The 17,580-nt window shown below is 38.3% G+C and carries 10 protein-coding genes; 8 read left to right on the forward strand and 2 right to left on the reverse strand.

Annotated features, from left to right (window positions below):
• Positions 1-70 precede the first annotated feature (70 nt).
• Positions 71-952: an ion channel gene (locus tag QNJ50_RS01270; protein WP_300631195.1), complete on the forward strand. Its 882-nt coding sequence runs from the start codon at positions 71-73 to the stop codon at positions 950-952.
• Between the two features lie 126 nt (positions 953-1,078).
• On the opposite strand, the gene QNJ50_RS01275 is transcribed toward QNJ50_RS01270, so the two are convergent.
• Positions 1,079-1,255, reverse strand: coding sequence for a hypothetical protein (locus tag QNJ50_RS01275; protein ID WP_300631196.1), 177 nt, complete (start codon positions 1,253-1,255; stop codon positions 1,079-1,081).
• A gap of 178 nt (positions 1,256-1,433) precedes the next feature.
• Here QNJ50_RS01275 and QNJ50_RS01280 point away from each other — a divergent pair, with 178 nt between their 5' ends.
• The 7 genes from QNJ50_RS01280 to QNJ50_RS01310 all read left to right on the forward strand — a co-directional run bounded on the left by QNJ50_RS01280 (position 1,434) and on the right by QNJ50_RS01310 (position 15,719).
• Positions 1,434-2,519 carry an ATP-binding protein gene (locus QNJ50_RS01280; protein WP_300631197.1) on the forward strand — a complete coding sequence of 362 codons (1,086 nt, stop codon included), beginning with the start codon at positions 1,434-1,436 and terminating at the stop codon, positions 2,517-2,519.
• A gap of 129 nt (positions 2,520-2,648) precedes the next feature.
• A complete protein-coding gene (locus QNJ50_RS01285; protein WP_300631198.1) occupies positions 2,649-4,952 on the forward strand; it encodes an ATP-binding protein in 2,304 nt (767 codons plus the stop codon).
• A gap of 497 nt (positions 4,953-5,449) precedes the next feature.
• Positions 5,450-7,378 (forward strand): vanadium-dependent haloperoxidase, encoded by a 1,929-nt coding sequence (locus QNJ50_RS01290; protein ID WP_300631199.1) that lies wholly within the window; start codon positions 5,450-5,452, stop codon positions 7,376-7,378.
• Positions 7,379-8,558: 1,180 nt separating this feature from the next.
• Positions 8,559-10,265 carry a 4Fe-4S binding protein gene (locus QNJ50_RS01295; RefSeq protein WP_300631200.1) on the forward strand — a complete coding sequence of 569 codons (1,707 nt, stop codon included), beginning with the start codon at positions 8,559-8,561 and terminating at the stop codon, positions 10,263-10,265.
• A gap of 133 nt (positions 10,266-10,398) precedes the next feature.
• On the forward strand, positions 10,399-11,871 hold the full coding sequence (locus QNJ50_RS01300) for an FHA domain-containing protein (protein WP_300631201.1): 1,473 nt from the start codon (positions 10,399-10,401) through the stop codon (positions 11,869-11,871).
• Between the two features lie 1,827 nt (positions 11,872-13,698).
• Entirely contained in the window at positions 13,699-14,037 is a 339-nt protein-coding gene (locus QNJ50_RS01305; protein WP_300631202.1) for a hypothetical protein, read from the forward strand.
• 170 nt (positions 14,038-14,207) lie between these two features.
• Positions 14,208-15,719 carry an FAD-dependent oxidoreductase gene (locus QNJ50_RS01310; RefSeq protein ID WP_300631203.1) on the forward strand — a complete coding sequence of 504 codons (1,512 nt, stop codon included), beginning with the start codon at positions 14,208-14,210 and terminating at the stop codon, positions 15,717-15,719.
• Positions 15,720-16,800: 1,081 nt separating this feature from the next.
• Here QNJ50_RS01310 and QNJ50_RS01315 read toward each other — a convergent pair.
• A complete protein-coding gene (locus tag QNJ50_RS01315) occupies positions 16,801-17,256 on the reverse strand; it encodes a hypothetical protein (protein WP_300631205.1) in 456 nt (151 codons plus the stop codon).
• Between the last annotated feature and the right edge of the window lie 324 nt (positions 17,257-17,580).

Here is a 17,580-nt window from a genome sequence, read left to right on the forward strand (position 1 = left end):
CATACCATGGTAGGTCAAAAATGTAGAGACGTAACATGTTACGTCTCTATGAGGATTTTGGTTAAGGGGAATGGGGAAAAATCGTAAGTCTCCGGAGCTTCGTTTTATTAAACGTCAAGGAAGATCCTATTCTATTTGTCTTGGTACCCGTCCATCTTGGGGAAGTTTGTACCATTTTTTGCTCACTATTTCTTGGTGGCGTTTTCTGGCGCTAATTTCTGCGGTTTATCTCGCAATTAATGCTGTTTTTGCTTTGCTATACTTGGCGGGTGGAAATGGAATTGAAAATGCTCACCCGGGTGATTTTGGTGATGCTTTCTTTTTCAGCGTTCAAAGTATGGCATCAATTGGTTATGGTGCAATGTACCCAAGCACACGATATGCCAATGTTTTAGTTGTAATTGAAGCATTAGTAGGTTTTTTTATCATGGCTGTGGCTACCGGGTTAGTTTTTGCCCGATTTTCGCTTCCTACAGCCAAAGTCATGTTTTCTAATTTTGCTGTAATTGCGCCTTATGATGGTATTCCAACTTTAATGTTCCGTGCTGCGAACCAACGGGGTAATTTTATTTTGGAAGCACAGATCAAAGTATCTTTAGTGCGTAATGAAATCACGAAAGAAGGAGATTTCATGCGTCGCTTTTACGATCTGAAGTTGGTACGCAATGAGTCACCGGCTTTTTCTTTGACTTGGACGGTAATGCATCAAATCGATGAAAGTAGTCCATTTTATAACGAGACAGCAGAATCGCTTCAGGAAAAAGTAGGAGAACTGATCGTTACTTTAACTGGGATTGATGAAACCATTTCTCAAAGCATTCATTCCCGGTATTCCTATATTTCGGACGAGATTTTGTGGAATATGCGCTTTGTTGATATTTTATCGTTTACTCCAGATGGTAAACGAGTTATGAACATGAGTCATTTTCATGATGTTCTTCCGTTGGAATAGAAAAGGCTCATTGATGAACTTCTAAAAAATATTTAATCATTATTTATTTCCCGTAGGGGCGCACCGACGTACGCCCTGGCGAGTGGTATATTTTGAATGGAAAGTTCCTAATAGCAATTTGCTTTATTAGTTGCATTCTCTTTTATCTACGTCAGTTTTTACCTGTAGTCCTTGTGCGTTGACTACAACATCGATACGGTATCTACCATTAACCATATAGATTGTAGTCGCACATCCAATACCAAACATTAGTAGTCCACAAAGGGGTAAGGTAATCGACCAAATTGTTAAACTGTGTTTCATAGCTTTTTTCCCAACTCTGTATATTCCCATTAAAAATTGTGGCTAGGTGAGAACTCGATTGAGAAAAAAGTTGTTTTTTTGGCTGACTTAGCTCACTTATAGCTGACTTGTAGCTGAAATCCAGCAATTTACATCAACCAAATTATAATTAACTCAATTGGTATAAATATAAAAAGTGATGGGTCGATCGCTTCGGGTTGCGGTAAAGTACATTCAACAAGTTAAATCAGCACTGCCTCGTAATGGTTATCCTAGCCAAAAAGCTTTTGCTACTGAAATCGGACTTTCCTTGTCCACGGTCAAAAATTTTCTCAGTGGTAAACCAGTTGATTACATCAATTTCGTGGAAATTAGTGAAAAATTAGGGCTAGAATGGCAAGAAATTGCAGATAAAGAACCAGAAGCACAAGAAAATAACAACCACATTGGGCAAGACTCACCCTTTGTAACCGGTTCTCCCATTACCCATCCCCGTCATTTCTTCGGACGACAAAAAGAACTCAAACGCCTATTTAATCTACTGAAGCGCCACCCCCTGCAAAACGCTGCGATTATTGGTCAGCGACGCATTGGTAAAACTTCTCTATTGCATTATCTGAAAAATATTACCGCCACACCAATAGAGGAATTACGCCCCCAACAAAAGTATGACTGGCTAACTAATCCAGAAATATATCGATGGGTTTTCGTAGATTTTCAAGACCCCCGGATGTCAAGCAAGGAGAGATTTTTAAGCCACATTCTGGAAACTCTGCGGATGAATATACCAGAACCGTGCGACTTAGATAACTTTATGGATGTGATGAGTGATAACTTACATAATCCCACAGTTATCTTACTGGATGAGATTGGTGTGGGTTTACAACGTTATCCAGAATTGGATGATGAATTTTGGGAAAGCTTGCGTTCTTTAGCAACTAACCATACAGGGGGAAATCTAGCATTTATCTTAGCGACCCATGAATCACCTATTGAACTTGCTCATCATACCAGACATAGTTCGCCATTTTTCAATATTTTTGGTTACACCGCCACATTGAGACCACTGAAGGAGGAGGAAGCACGAGAATTGATCGCAAGTTCGCCGATTCCCTTTACTGATGATAATGTGGAGTGGATTATTGGGCAAAGTCAAGGTATACCACTGTTGTTACAAATTCTTTGTCGGGAATGCTTATTTCATTTAGAAGATGGGGATACGGATGATTGGCGTGAAGAAGGATTGAGACAAATCGAACCTTTCAATCATCTATTATTGAGATAAGAATTATTGTAAGAAAATCGCACTGTAGAGACGCGCCATGGCGCGTCTCTACACAGCCAAAACTATCGCTTTTGGGTGCTACTTAAGCCCCTCTATTTACTGATGGGAAACTGATAACTGATAACTGGAATGAAATCCGCCATCGACTACTCCAAAATCTACACCCACGCACCCGAACAACACCCCAACCTTATACTGGGTAGTCTGCAACTACTGTTCTGGTTATTTTTTCGTCCCAAAGCTTGGAAAAATCACCTCAAACGTATCGATTCAGCTTTAGATTATGATTTCACAGTGAGACAATCCCTACAATGGGATAACGATAAACTGTGGAAACTACTACTACAAGCATATGTAATAATACCTATAATTACACTATTAATAGGTTTGCTATTAGGTTGGTCATTAATTGATGTGACGGTCGGCGTGGCGGTCGGCGTGGCGGTCGGCGTGGCGGTCGGCGTGACGGTCGGCGTGGCGTTCGGCGTGGCGTTCGTCGTGGCGGTCGGCGTGGCGGTCGGCGTGGCGGTCGGCGTGACGGTCGGCGTGGCGGTCGGCGTGGCGGAAGGCGTGGCGTTCGTCGTGGCGGTCGGCGTGGCGTTCGGCGTGGCGTTCGGCGTGGCGTTCGGCGTGGCGTTCGGCGTGGCGTTCGGCGTGGCGTTCGGCGTGGCGTTCGGCGTGGCGTTCGGCGTGGCGGAAGGCGTGGCGGTCGGCGTGGGTGCGACTATAAATCTATGGCGACCTGTACTAATTTACCCTTTTCTAACTTTATTCCATACCCTACTCTATCGTCTTGACCAACGATTTCCTGATAATGAGTTAACTTTTTTACATTGGCATGCTTCATTATGGGATGAGTATCAATTCATACCATTTATTGGTTTGGATAAGCATTTAGTACAAGTCATGGAGCGAAACCCAGATGAAGGACAAGTTGCTATTGAATATTTAAATAATAGCCACCAACGCTGGGCTGCTCAAGCTGCACAAATTGAGCTAGATGCACGAATGTTGGAAAGTTTTAAATCGGTTGAATCTATCCGTGAAGTATACGACGAATTGGTAATTGAAGAGCTAGAAGGTAAAGCTAGTCCAGTACTACGCATATTCAGTCGTATCAGTGAAGATATAGATGCTGCTCTCAATCAGCGTAGTAACTACAATCAGCGTCTAGCTTTTACAGCTACTGCAGATCGATTAAATGCAAATTTACAGGATCTTACTCGCAGCAGTAATAAATATGCTCCCCGATTTCGCCCAATCGCTAAAAGTTGGTATGAAATAATCACCAATCATATAGAAAAACTAGCAAAAGAAGTCGAACTTCATCAGGAAATTGACTCTCCTTACATTCTCGCTATCCCACTCACCCAAGAGCAAGAAATCTTCAGTGGACGCGATGACATCGGAACCCGGATTGAACAACTTATTTTAGATCGACGTCGCCCACCCCTGCTACTTTATGGACAGCGCCGCATGGGTAAAACTTCCCTTCTCTACAACTTGGGAAAACTCTTACCCAGTTCTATTATTCCCATGTTTGTAGACTTGCAAGGCGCACCTTCGTCAGCAAATAACTATACGGGTTTTCTCTACAATCTCGCCAGGGGGATGATTATCTCAGCAAAAAAAGAAGCTGTTACCTTACCACCCCTCACCCGTGAAACCTTAAAAGATGACCCCTTCACCTGCTTTGATGAATGGCTCGATCGCGTAGAAGAGGTACTAGAACAAAATACCGCTTTGTTGATGTTAGATGAATTCGAAGTACTTGACAGCGCAATTACCAAAGGACGATTTGACGAACAAGACGTGTTAGGAATGTTACGTCACTTGATCCAACACCGTCCCCGCTTCAAACTCATGCTGGCTGGTTCCCATACAATTGAAGAATATCAACGATGGGCTAGTTACTTAATCAACGTGCAAGTGGTGCATATTAGTTACTTGGAAGAAAAGTCAGCCCGTAAACTAATCGAACATCCGATTGAAGATTTCATGTTGCGCTACGACACTGATGCTGTAGAGCGCGTGTTAGAAATTACTCGCTGTCACCCTTTCTTAGTACAATTACTGTGTAGTGAAATTGTCGCTTACAAAAACGAGCAAGACCCTTCAGTGCGGCGATTAGCGACTTTAGATGATGTGGAAGCAGCAGTTACGGAAGCTTTAAATAGCGGTAGTTTCTTTTTTGCTGATATTCAAAAGAACCAAGTAAATGCGATAGGGCTTGATATTCTCAGGTTTATGGCTGCAAGAGGGGAAGGGGCAATTGTTAATAAAAATACTATATTACAAGAAATTCCCGGTGCTTCGGAAAGTGATTTTCAAAAGTTATTGCAACGGGAACTGATTGAAAAAGTAAAGAATGAAGAAGAAGGGGATGGTTATCGCTTTCAAGTGGAGTTGATTCGGCTATGGTTTGCACGGTAATAAGTTGTTATACCAACTCAATAACAGATTCTTCGGTAGAGACGTTGCAGAGCCTGCGGCGTCGGCGTTAGCCTCTGCAACGTCTCTACATAAATCTATCTGTCTGGCGTTGCATCATACTGGTTTAAATATCTGCGTAGTTTTCTATGAACGGAAAATCATGTAAACAAAATCATACTTCGGTAAAGAAATATTTATATAAACATATGCAGTTGCATCAGAATACACACATAGAGCGATAATAACTCTGGTGAGATAATAAACTTAGGCAAAATCTGAAACAAATAAATACTGAATAATTGACACTTGAAATCTACTTTTAGTTTTCAGGTAAAGCCTGAGCTATAAAAAAACTCAAATCATTACGTTATTTATACGCAATCAATATCTACCACTTGATTCAAATCAAACGTAAATTCTATTACTCCTGAATGAGAAAGATTTGCGAACCTCGCTTTGGTTCTAATTTTACTTTGCCAGCTTGAAGGATAAGTATAATGGACAACATAATAAATAACGAATACTCTTTGGGACAAGAAAGTTTGTCAGTGGAATCTCTTGATGAAGGTAAAGAACCACAAGATGAAAAACTAGGTATTAATTATAACGATGTTCCAAGTTTGATAGTGGATCCGAAGACTCAATTCGTAACAGTTGATGACCCTTCGCCAACTATTTCTGTATTTTGGGATCGAGTGGTTCAACAAGCTGTGATTGAGGCTTCACCGGGTCCCACTATTGCATCTCGTGCTTATGCAATGCTCCATACAGCGATGTTTGATGCTTGGGCTGCTTACGATCCTAAAGCCATATCAACTCAACTCTGCGATGACTTACAACGCCCTTTATCAGAGGTTACTGAGGCTAACAAAATAGAGGCGATGAGTTATGCAGCTTATGGGGTTTTAAAAGATCTTTTTCCCCAGCAAATAGAGATATTTAAGGACTCAATGGTCGAGCTAGGTTTCGACCCATACAAAAATACTACAGATGTCACTACTGCTGCTGGTATTGGTAATGTGTCGGCAGCTGCATTATTAGACTTTCGCCGTCAGGATGGTTCAAATCAGCTTGGAAATGACCCAAATGGAACTCTTGGAGTACCATATTCTGACAACAGTAATTACCAAGCTGTTAATAGTCTGGATGAAATAGTTGATATTAACCGTTGGACTCCAGAGAGAGTACCAATTGACTCCAAACCAGGCGAAGAAGAAAGAATTCAAGAATTTCTGACATCCCAGTGGGGAGATGTTAAACCTTTCGCTTTGGAATCTGGCGAGCAGTTCCGACCAGAAGCACCAGAGCCATTTCTTTTAGTAGATGGCTCGGTAAATTTAGAAGATAAAACAATTACCCTCGAAGATGGTTTCACTGTAAAAATTGATAAAAGTTTAATTGGAACGATTATTAACCCCAAATTTATTGCTCAAGTAGAAGAAGTTGTTGATATCAGCGCCAATTTAACCGATGAGCAAAAGTTGATTGCAGAATTCTGGGAAGATGGTGGGGGAACTTCCTTCCCTCCCGGTACTTTTATGACATTTGGTCAATTCGTTTCAGCCCGGGACAATAATAACCTAGATGAAGATGCTCAACTATTTTTTAGTTTGGGAAATGCTGTATTCGATGCAGGTATAGCCACATGGGACGCCAAAAGGTTTTATAACTATACTCGTCCAGTTAGAGCAGTACGGGAGCTTGGTAAATTAGGGCTAATAGGGGAATTTAGCGAAGAAAAAGGTGGTTTTGTAATTGATGCATGGCAACCGGGACAAGGAACTCAGACAATTTTGGCGACTGAATTTCTGACATACCAAACTCCTGGTAGCGATCCTTCTCCACCATTTGCTGAGTATACTTCCGGTCACAGTAGCTTTAGTGCAGCAGGTGCAACCATTCTGGAATTATTTACCGGTAGTGATGAATTTGGTGCTTCAGTTAGTTTTAAACCTGGCGAATCTCGTTTTGAGCCAGGTTTAACACCTGCTGAAACAGTTACGTTAAGCTGGGACACTTTTAGTCAAGCAGCAGATGAAGCTGGGATTTCTCGACTTTATGGAGGAATCCATTTTACTCAAGGAGATGTGAACGGGCGAAAGTTAGGAGAAGAAGTTGCTCAGAGCGTTTGGGAAAAAACTCAGTTTTTCATCAATGGTGGAGAAATAAATGATGGAGAAGTAGATGAATTAATTAACCCCGCTAATGCTGAAAATTTAACAGTCCAAAATAGCTATTTTACTAACAGTGAAGACATTATATCTTTGGATATCGATCGCACTCCTTTAATTGGAAATATTGAGTCTAATAATTTTGGACTCCCTAGTAGTTTTTCCCTAGAAAACCCTTATTCCCTGGAGAACCCAAATCTTATTGGAGTTTTTGAAGGTAGCATGGATATCTTAGAGGATGTTTTCAAAGTATAGTTTATTACTAAGATTCACTATTAAGATCCTCTAACCCCTTAAAAAGAAGGCAAAAGTCCCCCTTTCCAAGGGGGATTTAGGGGGATCCAAGATATATTAAGTGGGTAAATAATATGACTTGTAAAACATCCTCGTAAGTATGGGTAATTTGGAAGTGTGAGGAAATTTATTGACAACCCAGGTGTAATTTTTGCATAAGTATCAAGACATAAAACCTACATCAATAGTGTAGATAGCTCAATAAGTAGTGCATCGTACATAAAAGAACAAGTTTGATTAAAATAAACAAGTTCAAGATCTGTATAGCTTACTCATCCCTATTTCTGTATTCACAAATAAGACAAAGAAAAGAAGTTAAAAGTAAAAATGATAAGACAAAAGTCAAGATAAATACAAAATAATTCAAAATGATTATTTCTGACTTTTTTCTTTTTTTGATATGCAACAAAAAATAACTTCTGTAAACAAATACGACTGATCGTCTTACGTGGAGATATGTGATGATATTCAACCAAAGCCATAATATTCTTATAAGTTTTATTCAAGTGTTCTCGAATAATCAATGTTCTTGAATTATTTGCAGTAGTTGCAAGATTAACATGGGTGTATAGAGTTTTAGTGTAGAGATATTCAATTACTGAACATTTGCAAGAAAGAATTATATTTTTAGGTTGAGGTCTACAACTCCTATAAAATAAGCCAAACAAGTATTTAGACTTTACATACTGTTACATTGCAGCATATTCTTCACTCAATTTCATCTCAATCTAAAGACAGTATTTCGAGTTAATAGAAATAGCTAAATGTATTCAAAATATATTCAAAATATATCAATATTTGATACTTATTTAATTGTTTGTATCCCTATGTCATTACTTGTGTTTGAGAACTATTTTTTTGATCCCTCTATCTAAGTAATTAGCTCATGTTTTTGAGATTTTGTCAACAAAGCTGAACATAAGTAAACTACTTAGATTTTGCCTTAATTATTCAGGAATTACAGATAAATAATTTGAAGGAAATAGTAAGAATTACATCGATGAAACAATAAAACCAAAACTCCAATTTGATGTATCCAAATCAGTGTATTCAAATTAATGCATCGAACTTAATCTCTATTAATAACTAATTATTATTCATTATTGATAAAGAAATTTTTTGAAAAGGAGGTTGAAAGACTATGCTAAGTAAGGCTTCTGAAAAAACAATGCACACTGTTAGATGGGTGCTTGTAATCGGATGGACACTATTAATTATCTCGTTGTTTTACGATCCCATAAGTCATCATTTAACGGAGCCTAGCAACTTATTGTCTCCACTTCGTGACTTACAGTTAAGTGATAATCCACCAATAAAGGTTTTCATCCAAGGAAAAGAACTAGTACAAAAGGCTTATCCAATTGGGGCGAGAATTTTTTGGGGTATGGTTGTACCCAGTGCAGTCATGATTGTACTGGTTTTCGGACATGAAACTTGGCGACGTATCTGTCCTTTATATTTTTTCTCCCAAATCCCTCGCGCTTTGGGCTTAAAGTCCAAACTAGATATAAATCAGAATAAATGGCTAACTCGTAATCATCTTTACGTACAATTTACTTATCTATTCATTGGTTTAAACTTTAGAATTTTATTCATTAACTCTACAAGATGGGCTTTAGCCTCATGGTTTCTCATTTCAATTTTCTCTGCAATCTTAATAGTTTTTCTCTATGGTGGTCGTAGTTGGTGTCATTATGTTTGCCCATTTGGACTTGTCCAAACTGTTTTTACCGGTCCTGCTGGTTTATTAGGAAGCGACGCTTCTTCTGCACCTCCGAGAAGCATTACCCAGTCCATGTGTCGAGAAATAGACAAAAAGACAGCTAAAGAAAAAAGTGCTTGTGTAGCTTGCAAATCCAATTGTATGGATATCAATGCAGAAAATTCCTATTGGAGTGACCTGAAGAAACCCGGACGCAGATTTATACAGTACGGATATCTTGGCTTAGCTATTGGTTACTTTGTTTATTACGGATTATATGCAGGTGATTTTAATTATTATTTCTCGGGTGCTTGGACCCATGAAGAGAATCAACTAGGAACTTTATTCGATCCAGGCTTTTATATATTCGAGCAGGCAATTAATATACCTAAAATTCTTGCAGTTCCTTTAACTTTAGGATTCTTTGTCATCGTTGTTTATTGGCTATGCAGCAAATTAGAGAAAGTATATCGAGCTTATCTCAGAAGACGTCATCCTAATATAAGTTCCGAGCAAGTATTGCATAGATCTCTTTCTATTTGCACCTTCATCGCTTTCAATGCTTTCTTTGTCTATGGTGGTCGTCCGGAACTTTTACGCTTTCCTTCCGAAGTGAACTTAGTATTTAACGGCTTTGTGATCCTAGTTAGTACTTTGTGGTTGGCTAAAACTTGGGGACGTAGTTCTGAGCAGTACCAAAGAGATAGGCTAGTTTACAGTTTTCGTCGTCAACTCAAAAAATTACCAATTGATATTTCCCGCTTTTTAAAAGGTCGTTCTCTTGATGACCTGACATCCAATGAATTATTTATCCTGACTGCTGTGTTACCTCAATTTCAACGCCGAGACCGCTTGCAAGTCTATAAAGAAATATTGCGGGAAACCTTGACCCAAGGAAATATAACTCCTCAAAACAGCTGTGAAGTTCTTAGGGAGTTACGTCAGCAACTAGCATTAAATGATGATGAACACTACAGCGTATTGTCCAATTTAGCGGAAGAACAACCATCAAATGTTTATCCTGTACCTTCTCAGCAAGTAACAACAGTTCTAAAACCAAAAAAACTTTTAGACTCTCCCAAAAAACCACAAAAAACCCCAGCAAAAACAGAAATTAGGGCGAAACGACGCCCTCCAAAAAAATAACTAATAGCAGCCAAAAGTAGCCCAAATCTCAGGTTTATTTCAGGTTTGGGTCTAAAGTCTTAAAAATCGCGAATAGCTCCCAAACCATCAAAATCCCCTTGCGCTTGTTAATCTAACTAGAGTTCAAATAATTATGAAAATTACAGCTTTTAATCATTTAACTGGAGCTTTAGAAGAAAAACTACTTTCTTCAAATACAGATAACTTACAACGATGTGTAATTGGAAGACATCCCAGTTGTGACTTAATTCTCAACAGTCCAGAAATCAGTCGAGTCCATGCTATTATCCTTGGTCACCAAGGGAATCACTGCTTTATCGATCTGGCTAGTACCGATGGTTCTCGTATTAATAATCAAGAAGTTGAATTCAACCAAGAATATCCTTTAAAAGCTGGTGATGCGATCCGAATTGGCGATTTTCTTCTGTTATTTGAAGAAGTCAGTGATGAATCAAAACCTTACTGGTTTTTAAAACCACAAGAAACCAATAGTCCCAAACAAGTAACTATTGGTAGTGAAGTTCAACCAATGTTTCGTTGTTCTCAAATCATAGATGAAACCCATGATGTAAAAACATTTTGCTTAGTTTCTTCTCCATCTAAAGTATTTGATGACTACAAACCTGGTCAGTTTGTCACCCTAGATTTAGAAATTAACGGTCAGCAAATAAAACGTTCTTACTCGATTTCTTCTACTCCTTCACGTCCCCATGCTTTAGAAATAACTGTTAAGCGTGTTCCTTCACCTTCAGATGTAGCTAATGTTCCCCCTGGTTTGGTTTCCAATTGGTTACACGATAATTTCAAGGTTGGTTCCTCAGTCAAAATCAGCCCACCAATGGGTAAGTTTACTTGTTTTGACCATCCCAACGAAAAATTCTTGTTTATCTCTGCTGGTAGTGGTATTACACCAATGATGTCCATGTCTCGATGGTTATGTGATGTAAAACCAGATGTTGATGTTATATTTGTTCACAGTGCAAAAACAATAAAAGATATTATTTTCCGCCAAGAATTAGAGTTGATGGCGTCAAGGTACCCGAATTTTAAATTAGCTGTTACTTTAACTGGTAATCATCATCCAACTTGGTCAGGTTACAGTGGTAGGCTAAATAATTTAATGCTGCAAGCGATCGCACCCGATTTCAAAGAACGTCTTGTATATGTTTGTGGTTCTGATGGATTTAGAAATAATGTGAAAACAATTCTGGAAGGGATGAGATTCCCCATGTCTTCTTACCACGAGGAAAGTTTTGGCTCTAACAAGCGAAGAAAATCTTTATCATCACCAAAACCAGAAATCCACAGACAATCAGAATTTTCTCCACAAGATACCCATATTGCTTCCACTTCCTCAAGTGCTGATGTTGTAGTTTTTACTAAATCTCACAGAGAAGTAGTTTGCGAACCGGAAGAAACTATTTTAGAAGCAGCTCAACGGGAAGGAATTAGATTACCCTACGGATGTCAGATGGGAGCTTGCGGTCAATGCAAGTTACATAAAGTGTCTGGAGAAGTTGTTTATGAAGACGATTCGGATTGTGAAAATGATTTTGTTCTAACCTGTGTCGCGAGAGCTGCTGGACGTGTAACAATTGAAGGCTAGATTCATCGTAATATGTGAGCAATGCTATTCAAAAGATTTAATAACAATAATTACGCACGGACAATATAAACGCGATCGTTGTGAAAATAGGAAGTAATAATCTCAAACCAATGAGCTTGCGGTCACGCTAGAGCTATAGCTGCGCTACCTGCGGAGCCGCTACCTTACGGATCCGCTAATGGGAATAAGTTCCTTTGACACTCGCAATACCTAAAGCCTTCGGATCTACCAACGCTGCAGGCTCTAGGTATTGTATCTCCTTTTGGGAGAAAGAAATCGCAAGACTTTGAACTTAGTTTAGATTATGTTACATAGTTGTATTTAATTGCGCCTAAGTAAGTAGGCAAGAAAAAAGTAAACTATGTAAATAAATATAAAATACTCGTATTTGGCTCGTAGTAGCGCTTTAGCGCTAAAGCGCTATTACAAAAAAGTTATGATTTTTCTTACTAACCTACTAACCTACTTAGATTAGGTTTAAATAAGTTGTTACGCATCTAATTTGTATATTATTCTATTCGATAGCGAAGCCTCAAACTTCTTTCAATTGTGTCCTACGGACACGCAATACCTATAGCTTTGCTACCTACGGATCCGGTACGCTGCGCTAGACGCTAATGACTTATGTCCTTACGGACACGCAATACCTATAGCTTTGCTACCTACGGATCCGGTACGCTGCGCTAGACGCTAATGACTTATGTCCTACGGACACGCGATGCTAATGACTTTTGACTTGCTGTTGTGCATTAAAAATGCACAACAGCTTAAACTCTACGAAAGTAGAAGATATTTTAATTTTTTAGGGAACAACTTCCCATAGCATAACTCTTGCAACAAAAAGTTTTGCGATAAAAATATTACAGCATGTATTTTTTAAGATAAAACAATTGATAAACAAGTAGTATGCAAAATGAATGAAATATCGCTAGCGTAAAATATTTTGTTATAAAAAGCGTTAATGCATGCTATGCTTTGAGTCTTGAGTTTTTATTTGCATCTTCCTCTGTAGCTACTTCCTAAGTGAAAATAGGTCATTTTTGATCGTTTTAAGTCGCATTGACAACAAACGCATTCATAAAATTATTTTCCATTTTAGGCATGCATCTATTACCCAGTTCTATTGCAAATACACCTTAAGCCGTAGTAAATTCTATTTCTGAATCTTTTCTACCCCAGACATACTGTAAATTTGAATTGTGCTAGCAATTGAGTAAGAGCAAAGTGTTTTTGCTACTTGCGCTCTCACGGAAATTTTGTATCTACTCGACCAGGGTGAGAATGTCTTTATTGGGTGTAATGAAACGCCCTACATAAAATACTTAGTTTTGGGGACAAATATTCCCTTTTTACTAGCGGTAAAAACTAAGCAGGAAATTAGCAAATAGACTTTGTAGGTGTTTCGCCGAAAATGTATTTACCTACAACAGAATTTGCTTGTTATTCATATGTTTTCAATTTTTATTTGAAAGTATATTTTCGCTTTTGAATTGTGAACTTTTCTTTAGGGCTTACTATGTATGATTTTTTTTCTCAACATCAGGCCGAAACTATTTTTCTTTTTGCATATAAAAATATCTTATGGATTACTCTCCAAGTAAATTCACGATTTTTGGAGGTTTTTAGGGTAGTAGCAATATCTATTAACTATTACTTAAGGTTTGTCCCAACACAGTGTATTCCACCAATACAGGGTAAGTCCTATGACTATTTATCAAGGAAAGTCTACTTACCGATATTGGTGTTTTAAATAACTTATACTCAGAATTACGAAGAAAATTCAAATAGTACGATGAAAGATTGAATATAGTTTAAATACTTGAGTCGATGAATATTATCACAGAGAATTTCGAGCTCAAGCAGCACATCTCAAAATTACCATTAACGCAGCAAAGAGCTCTTCTATCTTGGTTAGGAACGCAAATCGCTAAAAGAGAATTGGAGGAAGAATTTGATATCCCTACAAAGCCAAGACGAGAGGTTTTAGAGATTAAGCGGGTTGGTAAATTTGCGTACCAGCTTGAGGCATTTGAATGTAGTAATAAGTACTGTTGGTGTAAAAAACCATCAGGTAAGAAACATACTGCATGGTACGGCTATCAGTGGCGTAAAGATAGGGTTGTTTCTTGGTATATTGGCAAGCGTTTAATTGAGGAGGAATATTAATTTATTATCAGTAATTTAAGCATTTCAACCAAGCATAAGAATCGCTTGGTTGATACACTGCTTAATTTCAAAAAGTTACAAGGTGGGGAATAAAAGTATATGAGGAGTGCAATAATACAGATCGCGTAGTCTTTGCTGCGACTAACAGCAAACAAAATCAGGAGGCAGAAATGTCAGAAGCGTTACAACACAAGAAAATTGTTGTTGTTGGTGCTGGTTGGGCTGGATTAGGAGCAACTTATCACTTAGCAAAACAGGGTTATCAAGTAACACTTCTGGAAGCTGGTTCCTATCCTGGTGGGTTAGTAGCAGGTTGGAAAACCAGTAGTGGGCGTTCTGTAGAAGCTGGAATTCATGGATTTTGGTATCCTTACAAAAATATTTTTGCTTTAATTAACGAGTTGGGAATTAACCCTTTCACTACTTGGACTCGTTCTTCGCAATATTCTCCTGTGGGTTTAGAAGCAGAGTCCCCTATTTTTCAAGACTTACCTCGATTACCAACACCTCTTGGAACTTTTATATACACTCAATTTCAACGTTTGCCCTTAATTGATCGTCTTAGCGCTCTACCCTTACTTTACGCTGTTATTGATTTTGATAATTCAGACTCAGCATGGCGACGTTATGACTTTGTTACAGCAAGGGAATTATTCAAACAATTTGGTGTATCGCAAAGACTATATAAAGAATCTTTTGAACCAATGCTGCTGGTGGGTTTATTTGCACCGGGAGAACAATGCTCTGCAGCAGCGACTTTAGGAATGCTTTACTTTTTTATCCTTGCTCATCAACCAGATTTTGATGTCGTTTGGTGTAGGGGAACTGTTGGGGAAAAAATCTTCCGTCCTTGGGCAGAAAAAATTGAACGAGCCGGAGGAAAAATCCTAACAAATCGACGAGTTACCGATTTAATCAGCGATAATGACAATCGGGTCACAGGTGTTGTGTGTGATGATGAGGTTTTTACTGCGGATGCAGTAATTTTCGCAGTCGGTATTAATGGGATGAAAAAAATTGTTTCGGGTAGTCCCGTTTTGCAAAGCCGAGCAGAATTTCGGAATTTAAGTAATTTAGGGGGAATAGATGTTTTAGCAACTCGTCTGTGGTTTGATCGCAAAATTAATATTCCCCGTCCTTCCAATGCTTGTTTTGGCTTTGATTCCACTACCGGATGGACATTTTTTGATTTAAATGCTTTGCACGATGAATACAAAGATGAACCAGGAACAGTTGTAGAAGTAGATTTTTACCACGCAAATCAATTTATTCCCTTAGAAGACAAAGAAATTATTCCACTAGTTCATAATTATTTAACAACATGTGTTCCTGCTTTCGGGCAAGCAAAAGTTATTGACAGTAGTGTTATTCGTTTACCACAAGCAGTCACTCATTTTGCTCCTGGTAGTTATAATCATATGCTTCCAGCCAAAACTAGTTTTTCTAACTTATTTATGAGTGGTGATTGGATTATTAATCGTCATGGTTCTTGGTCTCAGGAAAAAGCTTACGTTACTGGTTTAGAAGCTGCAAATCTAGCGATCAAGTATTTACAAGCAGGAGAATTGGCTAAAATTTTGTCAGTGGAAGAAGATGAAGGACATATTCAAGTAGCCAGACAAATTAATCAAACTGTGCGGGAGGTGAGTAAATCAGTTTTACCCAATTTTTGGCTTCCCTAGTTTGATATCAAATCCGTTAGCATCGGAATTATATATTTTATATGAACAAAGGTTCAGAGTTTTTTCAATCACCTTTTAAATCATTCCAAAGTAAACGGAAAGAATATGAGTTCTGCTACTGTTGATTTTGATGTCCAATTTAAATTTAGTTATTATTTAATTTAGGACTTACGCAGTCATTACCTTAGCGCTTAGCGCCTAGCAGAGCGTAATAGATCCAATCCATAGAGCTATAAGTATTTATAAGTATTGCGATTTCCTTAGGGACTTCTTTCCATTAGCGGATCCGTAAGGTAGCGGCTCCGTAGGTAGCGCAGCTATAGCTAGAGGCAAAGACGCACCTTACGGTGAACGCCGTCGCCTTAAACCTTACGGTATGGCTGCGCTTACGCCTTTAGGTGCGTCTCAGGCTCTAGCGTGACCGCAAGGTCATTGGTTTAAGATTGCCGCTTTCTTACGGAAACTCTTTCCTAACTTTACCTTGCAATGAGTGTAATTGTGTTGTGTGTGCGTAAGCTGTTACGCATCTAATTTGTACATTATTCTATTCGATAGCAAGGTCTCAAACCTTCTTCAATTATGTCCTACGGACACGCATTAACGCAGTGTGACGCGACAGCGTCATAAACTACGTTACGCTTAGAACGCGGCAAAGCCGTTCACCTCCGGTGCCCCTCACGCTAGATCTAATGACTTTTGAGTTTTTACTTTTGACTTGCTGTTGTGCATTTAAAATGCACAACAGCTTAAGTCCTGATTATTTTAAATTCGATTTGTGTTGATAACTGGGAGATTGGAGTTGCTTAACTCAATTTACGATCGCTCCATAATCAAATCATACTAACATCGCTCATATTTTAGAAATAAATTTGGGCGTTGGGGAGTATGGGATAGAAGTTCCATAAGGGTTTTTAAGGTTGGATATAGTAAAAAGAATAAAAAAACGGGTAAGATACCCGCCTCACACATAAAAATCACTACTTATGATTAGTTAACCTACTTTTAAACTCTTGGTAAAGATCCCAGCGATACAATTGGTCTCAGAGTTGCCAAATAAATCGGAATATTGAAACCTAATAATTCACTGATTCGTACAACTCTGGATCTTGTTTCTGATGTTTAAACGATCCAAACCCTCTTTAATCCACTGCAAACACTCATATTCCGATCTAAATAGTTTTGGTGCTGCAATATTATTTAAAGAATCTGATGGGTAGTGATCGTAAAAGTATTTACCACCTTGGTTAAAAACAATAATCAAATTATTTCGGTATGTATAGCGAAACCTAAAAGCATCACTATAAGCAACTAAATCGGAGTGCAGATCGAGATGCTCCTTAGCTATCTTAATTACATTTTCGGTATTACTTCCATAGATAGTCGCAGGATTCTCTACCTTATGAAATTTACTATTGTAACCAACTGCTGATAGCAATTTATAGGAGAAAATATCATATTTATCGGCTTTACCGAAAACAAAAGGAATGATGAGATATCCTTTGTAAGAAACGGATTCCTCGTATAGTAGACGACCCATATTCAGTCTCCTTTGGTGTAAATTTAAGTACCAAAGCCCAAGGTGATTAATTAAGAAATATTTCTCAAGCAGATACAGCCCAAGAAATTATTTTGCTCTTAGACTTCTATCAAAGAAAGCTAGCGAAATATGGCATAGAATATACACGTACTCTCATGATTTCTGAAAGTGCTGAGAGTATTTATTATAAGTTATTCACCAATTTCGCTGTTAGCTCTTTATTTAAAAATATCACATCAAATATAATTAGAGTAATGCTTATTTGAGTTTGAAATATAGAATATATCTAAAGTTTTATAAATGTCTATAGGCAGTTTATGTAAA

Origin of the sequence: Mastigocoleus sp. MO_188.B34, from assembly GCF_030065675.1 — a bacterium.
Classification (GTDB): domain Bacteria; phylum Cyanobacteriota; class Cyanobacteriia; order Cyanobacteriales; family Nostocaceae; genus Mastigocoleus.

What these genes read in the sequence shown, in the direction of transcription:
- QNJ50_RS01270 (WP_300631195.1), top strand. Translation starts at nt 71, where the DNA reads ATGGGGAAAAATCGTAAGTCTCCGGAGCTTCGTTTTATTAAACGTCAA.
- QNJ50_RS01275 (WP_300631196.1), bottom strand. Translation starts at nt 1,255, where the DNA reads ATGAAACACAGTTTAACAATTTGGTCGATTACCTTACCCCTTTGTGGA.
- QNJ50_RS01280 (WP_300631197.1), top strand. Translation starts at nt 1,434, where the DNA reads ATGGGTCGATCGCTTCGGGTTGCGGTAAAGTACATTCAACAAGTTAAA.
- QNJ50_RS01285 (WP_300631198.1), top strand. Translation starts at nt 2,649, where the DNA reads ATGAAATCCGCCATCGACTACTCCAAAATCTACACCCACGCACCCGAA.
- QNJ50_RS01290 (WP_300631199.1), top strand. Translation starts at nt 5,450, where the DNA reads ATGGACAACATAATAAATAACGAATACTCTTTGGGACAAGAAAGTTTG.
- QNJ50_RS01295 (WP_300631200.1), top strand. Translation starts at nt 8,559, where the DNA reads ATGCTAAGTAAGGCTTCTGAAAAAACAATGCACACTGTTAGATGGGTG.
- QNJ50_RS01300 (WP_300631201.1), top strand. Translation starts at nt 10,399, where the DNA reads ATGAAAATTACAGCTTTTAATCATTTAACTGGAGCTTTAGAAGAAAAA.
- QNJ50_RS01305 (WP_300631202.1), top strand. Translation starts at nt 13,699, where the DNA reads ATGAATATTATCACAGAGAATTTCGAGCTCAAGCAGCACATCTCAAAA.
- QNJ50_RS01310 (WP_300631203.1), top strand. Translation starts at nt 14,208, where the DNA reads ATGTCAGAAGCGTTACAACACAAGAAAATTGTTGTTGTTGGTGCTGGT.
- QNJ50_RS01315 (WP_300631205.1), bottom strand. Translation starts at nt 17,256, where the DNA reads ATGGGTCGTCTACTATACGAGGAATCCGTTTCTTACAAAGGATATCTC.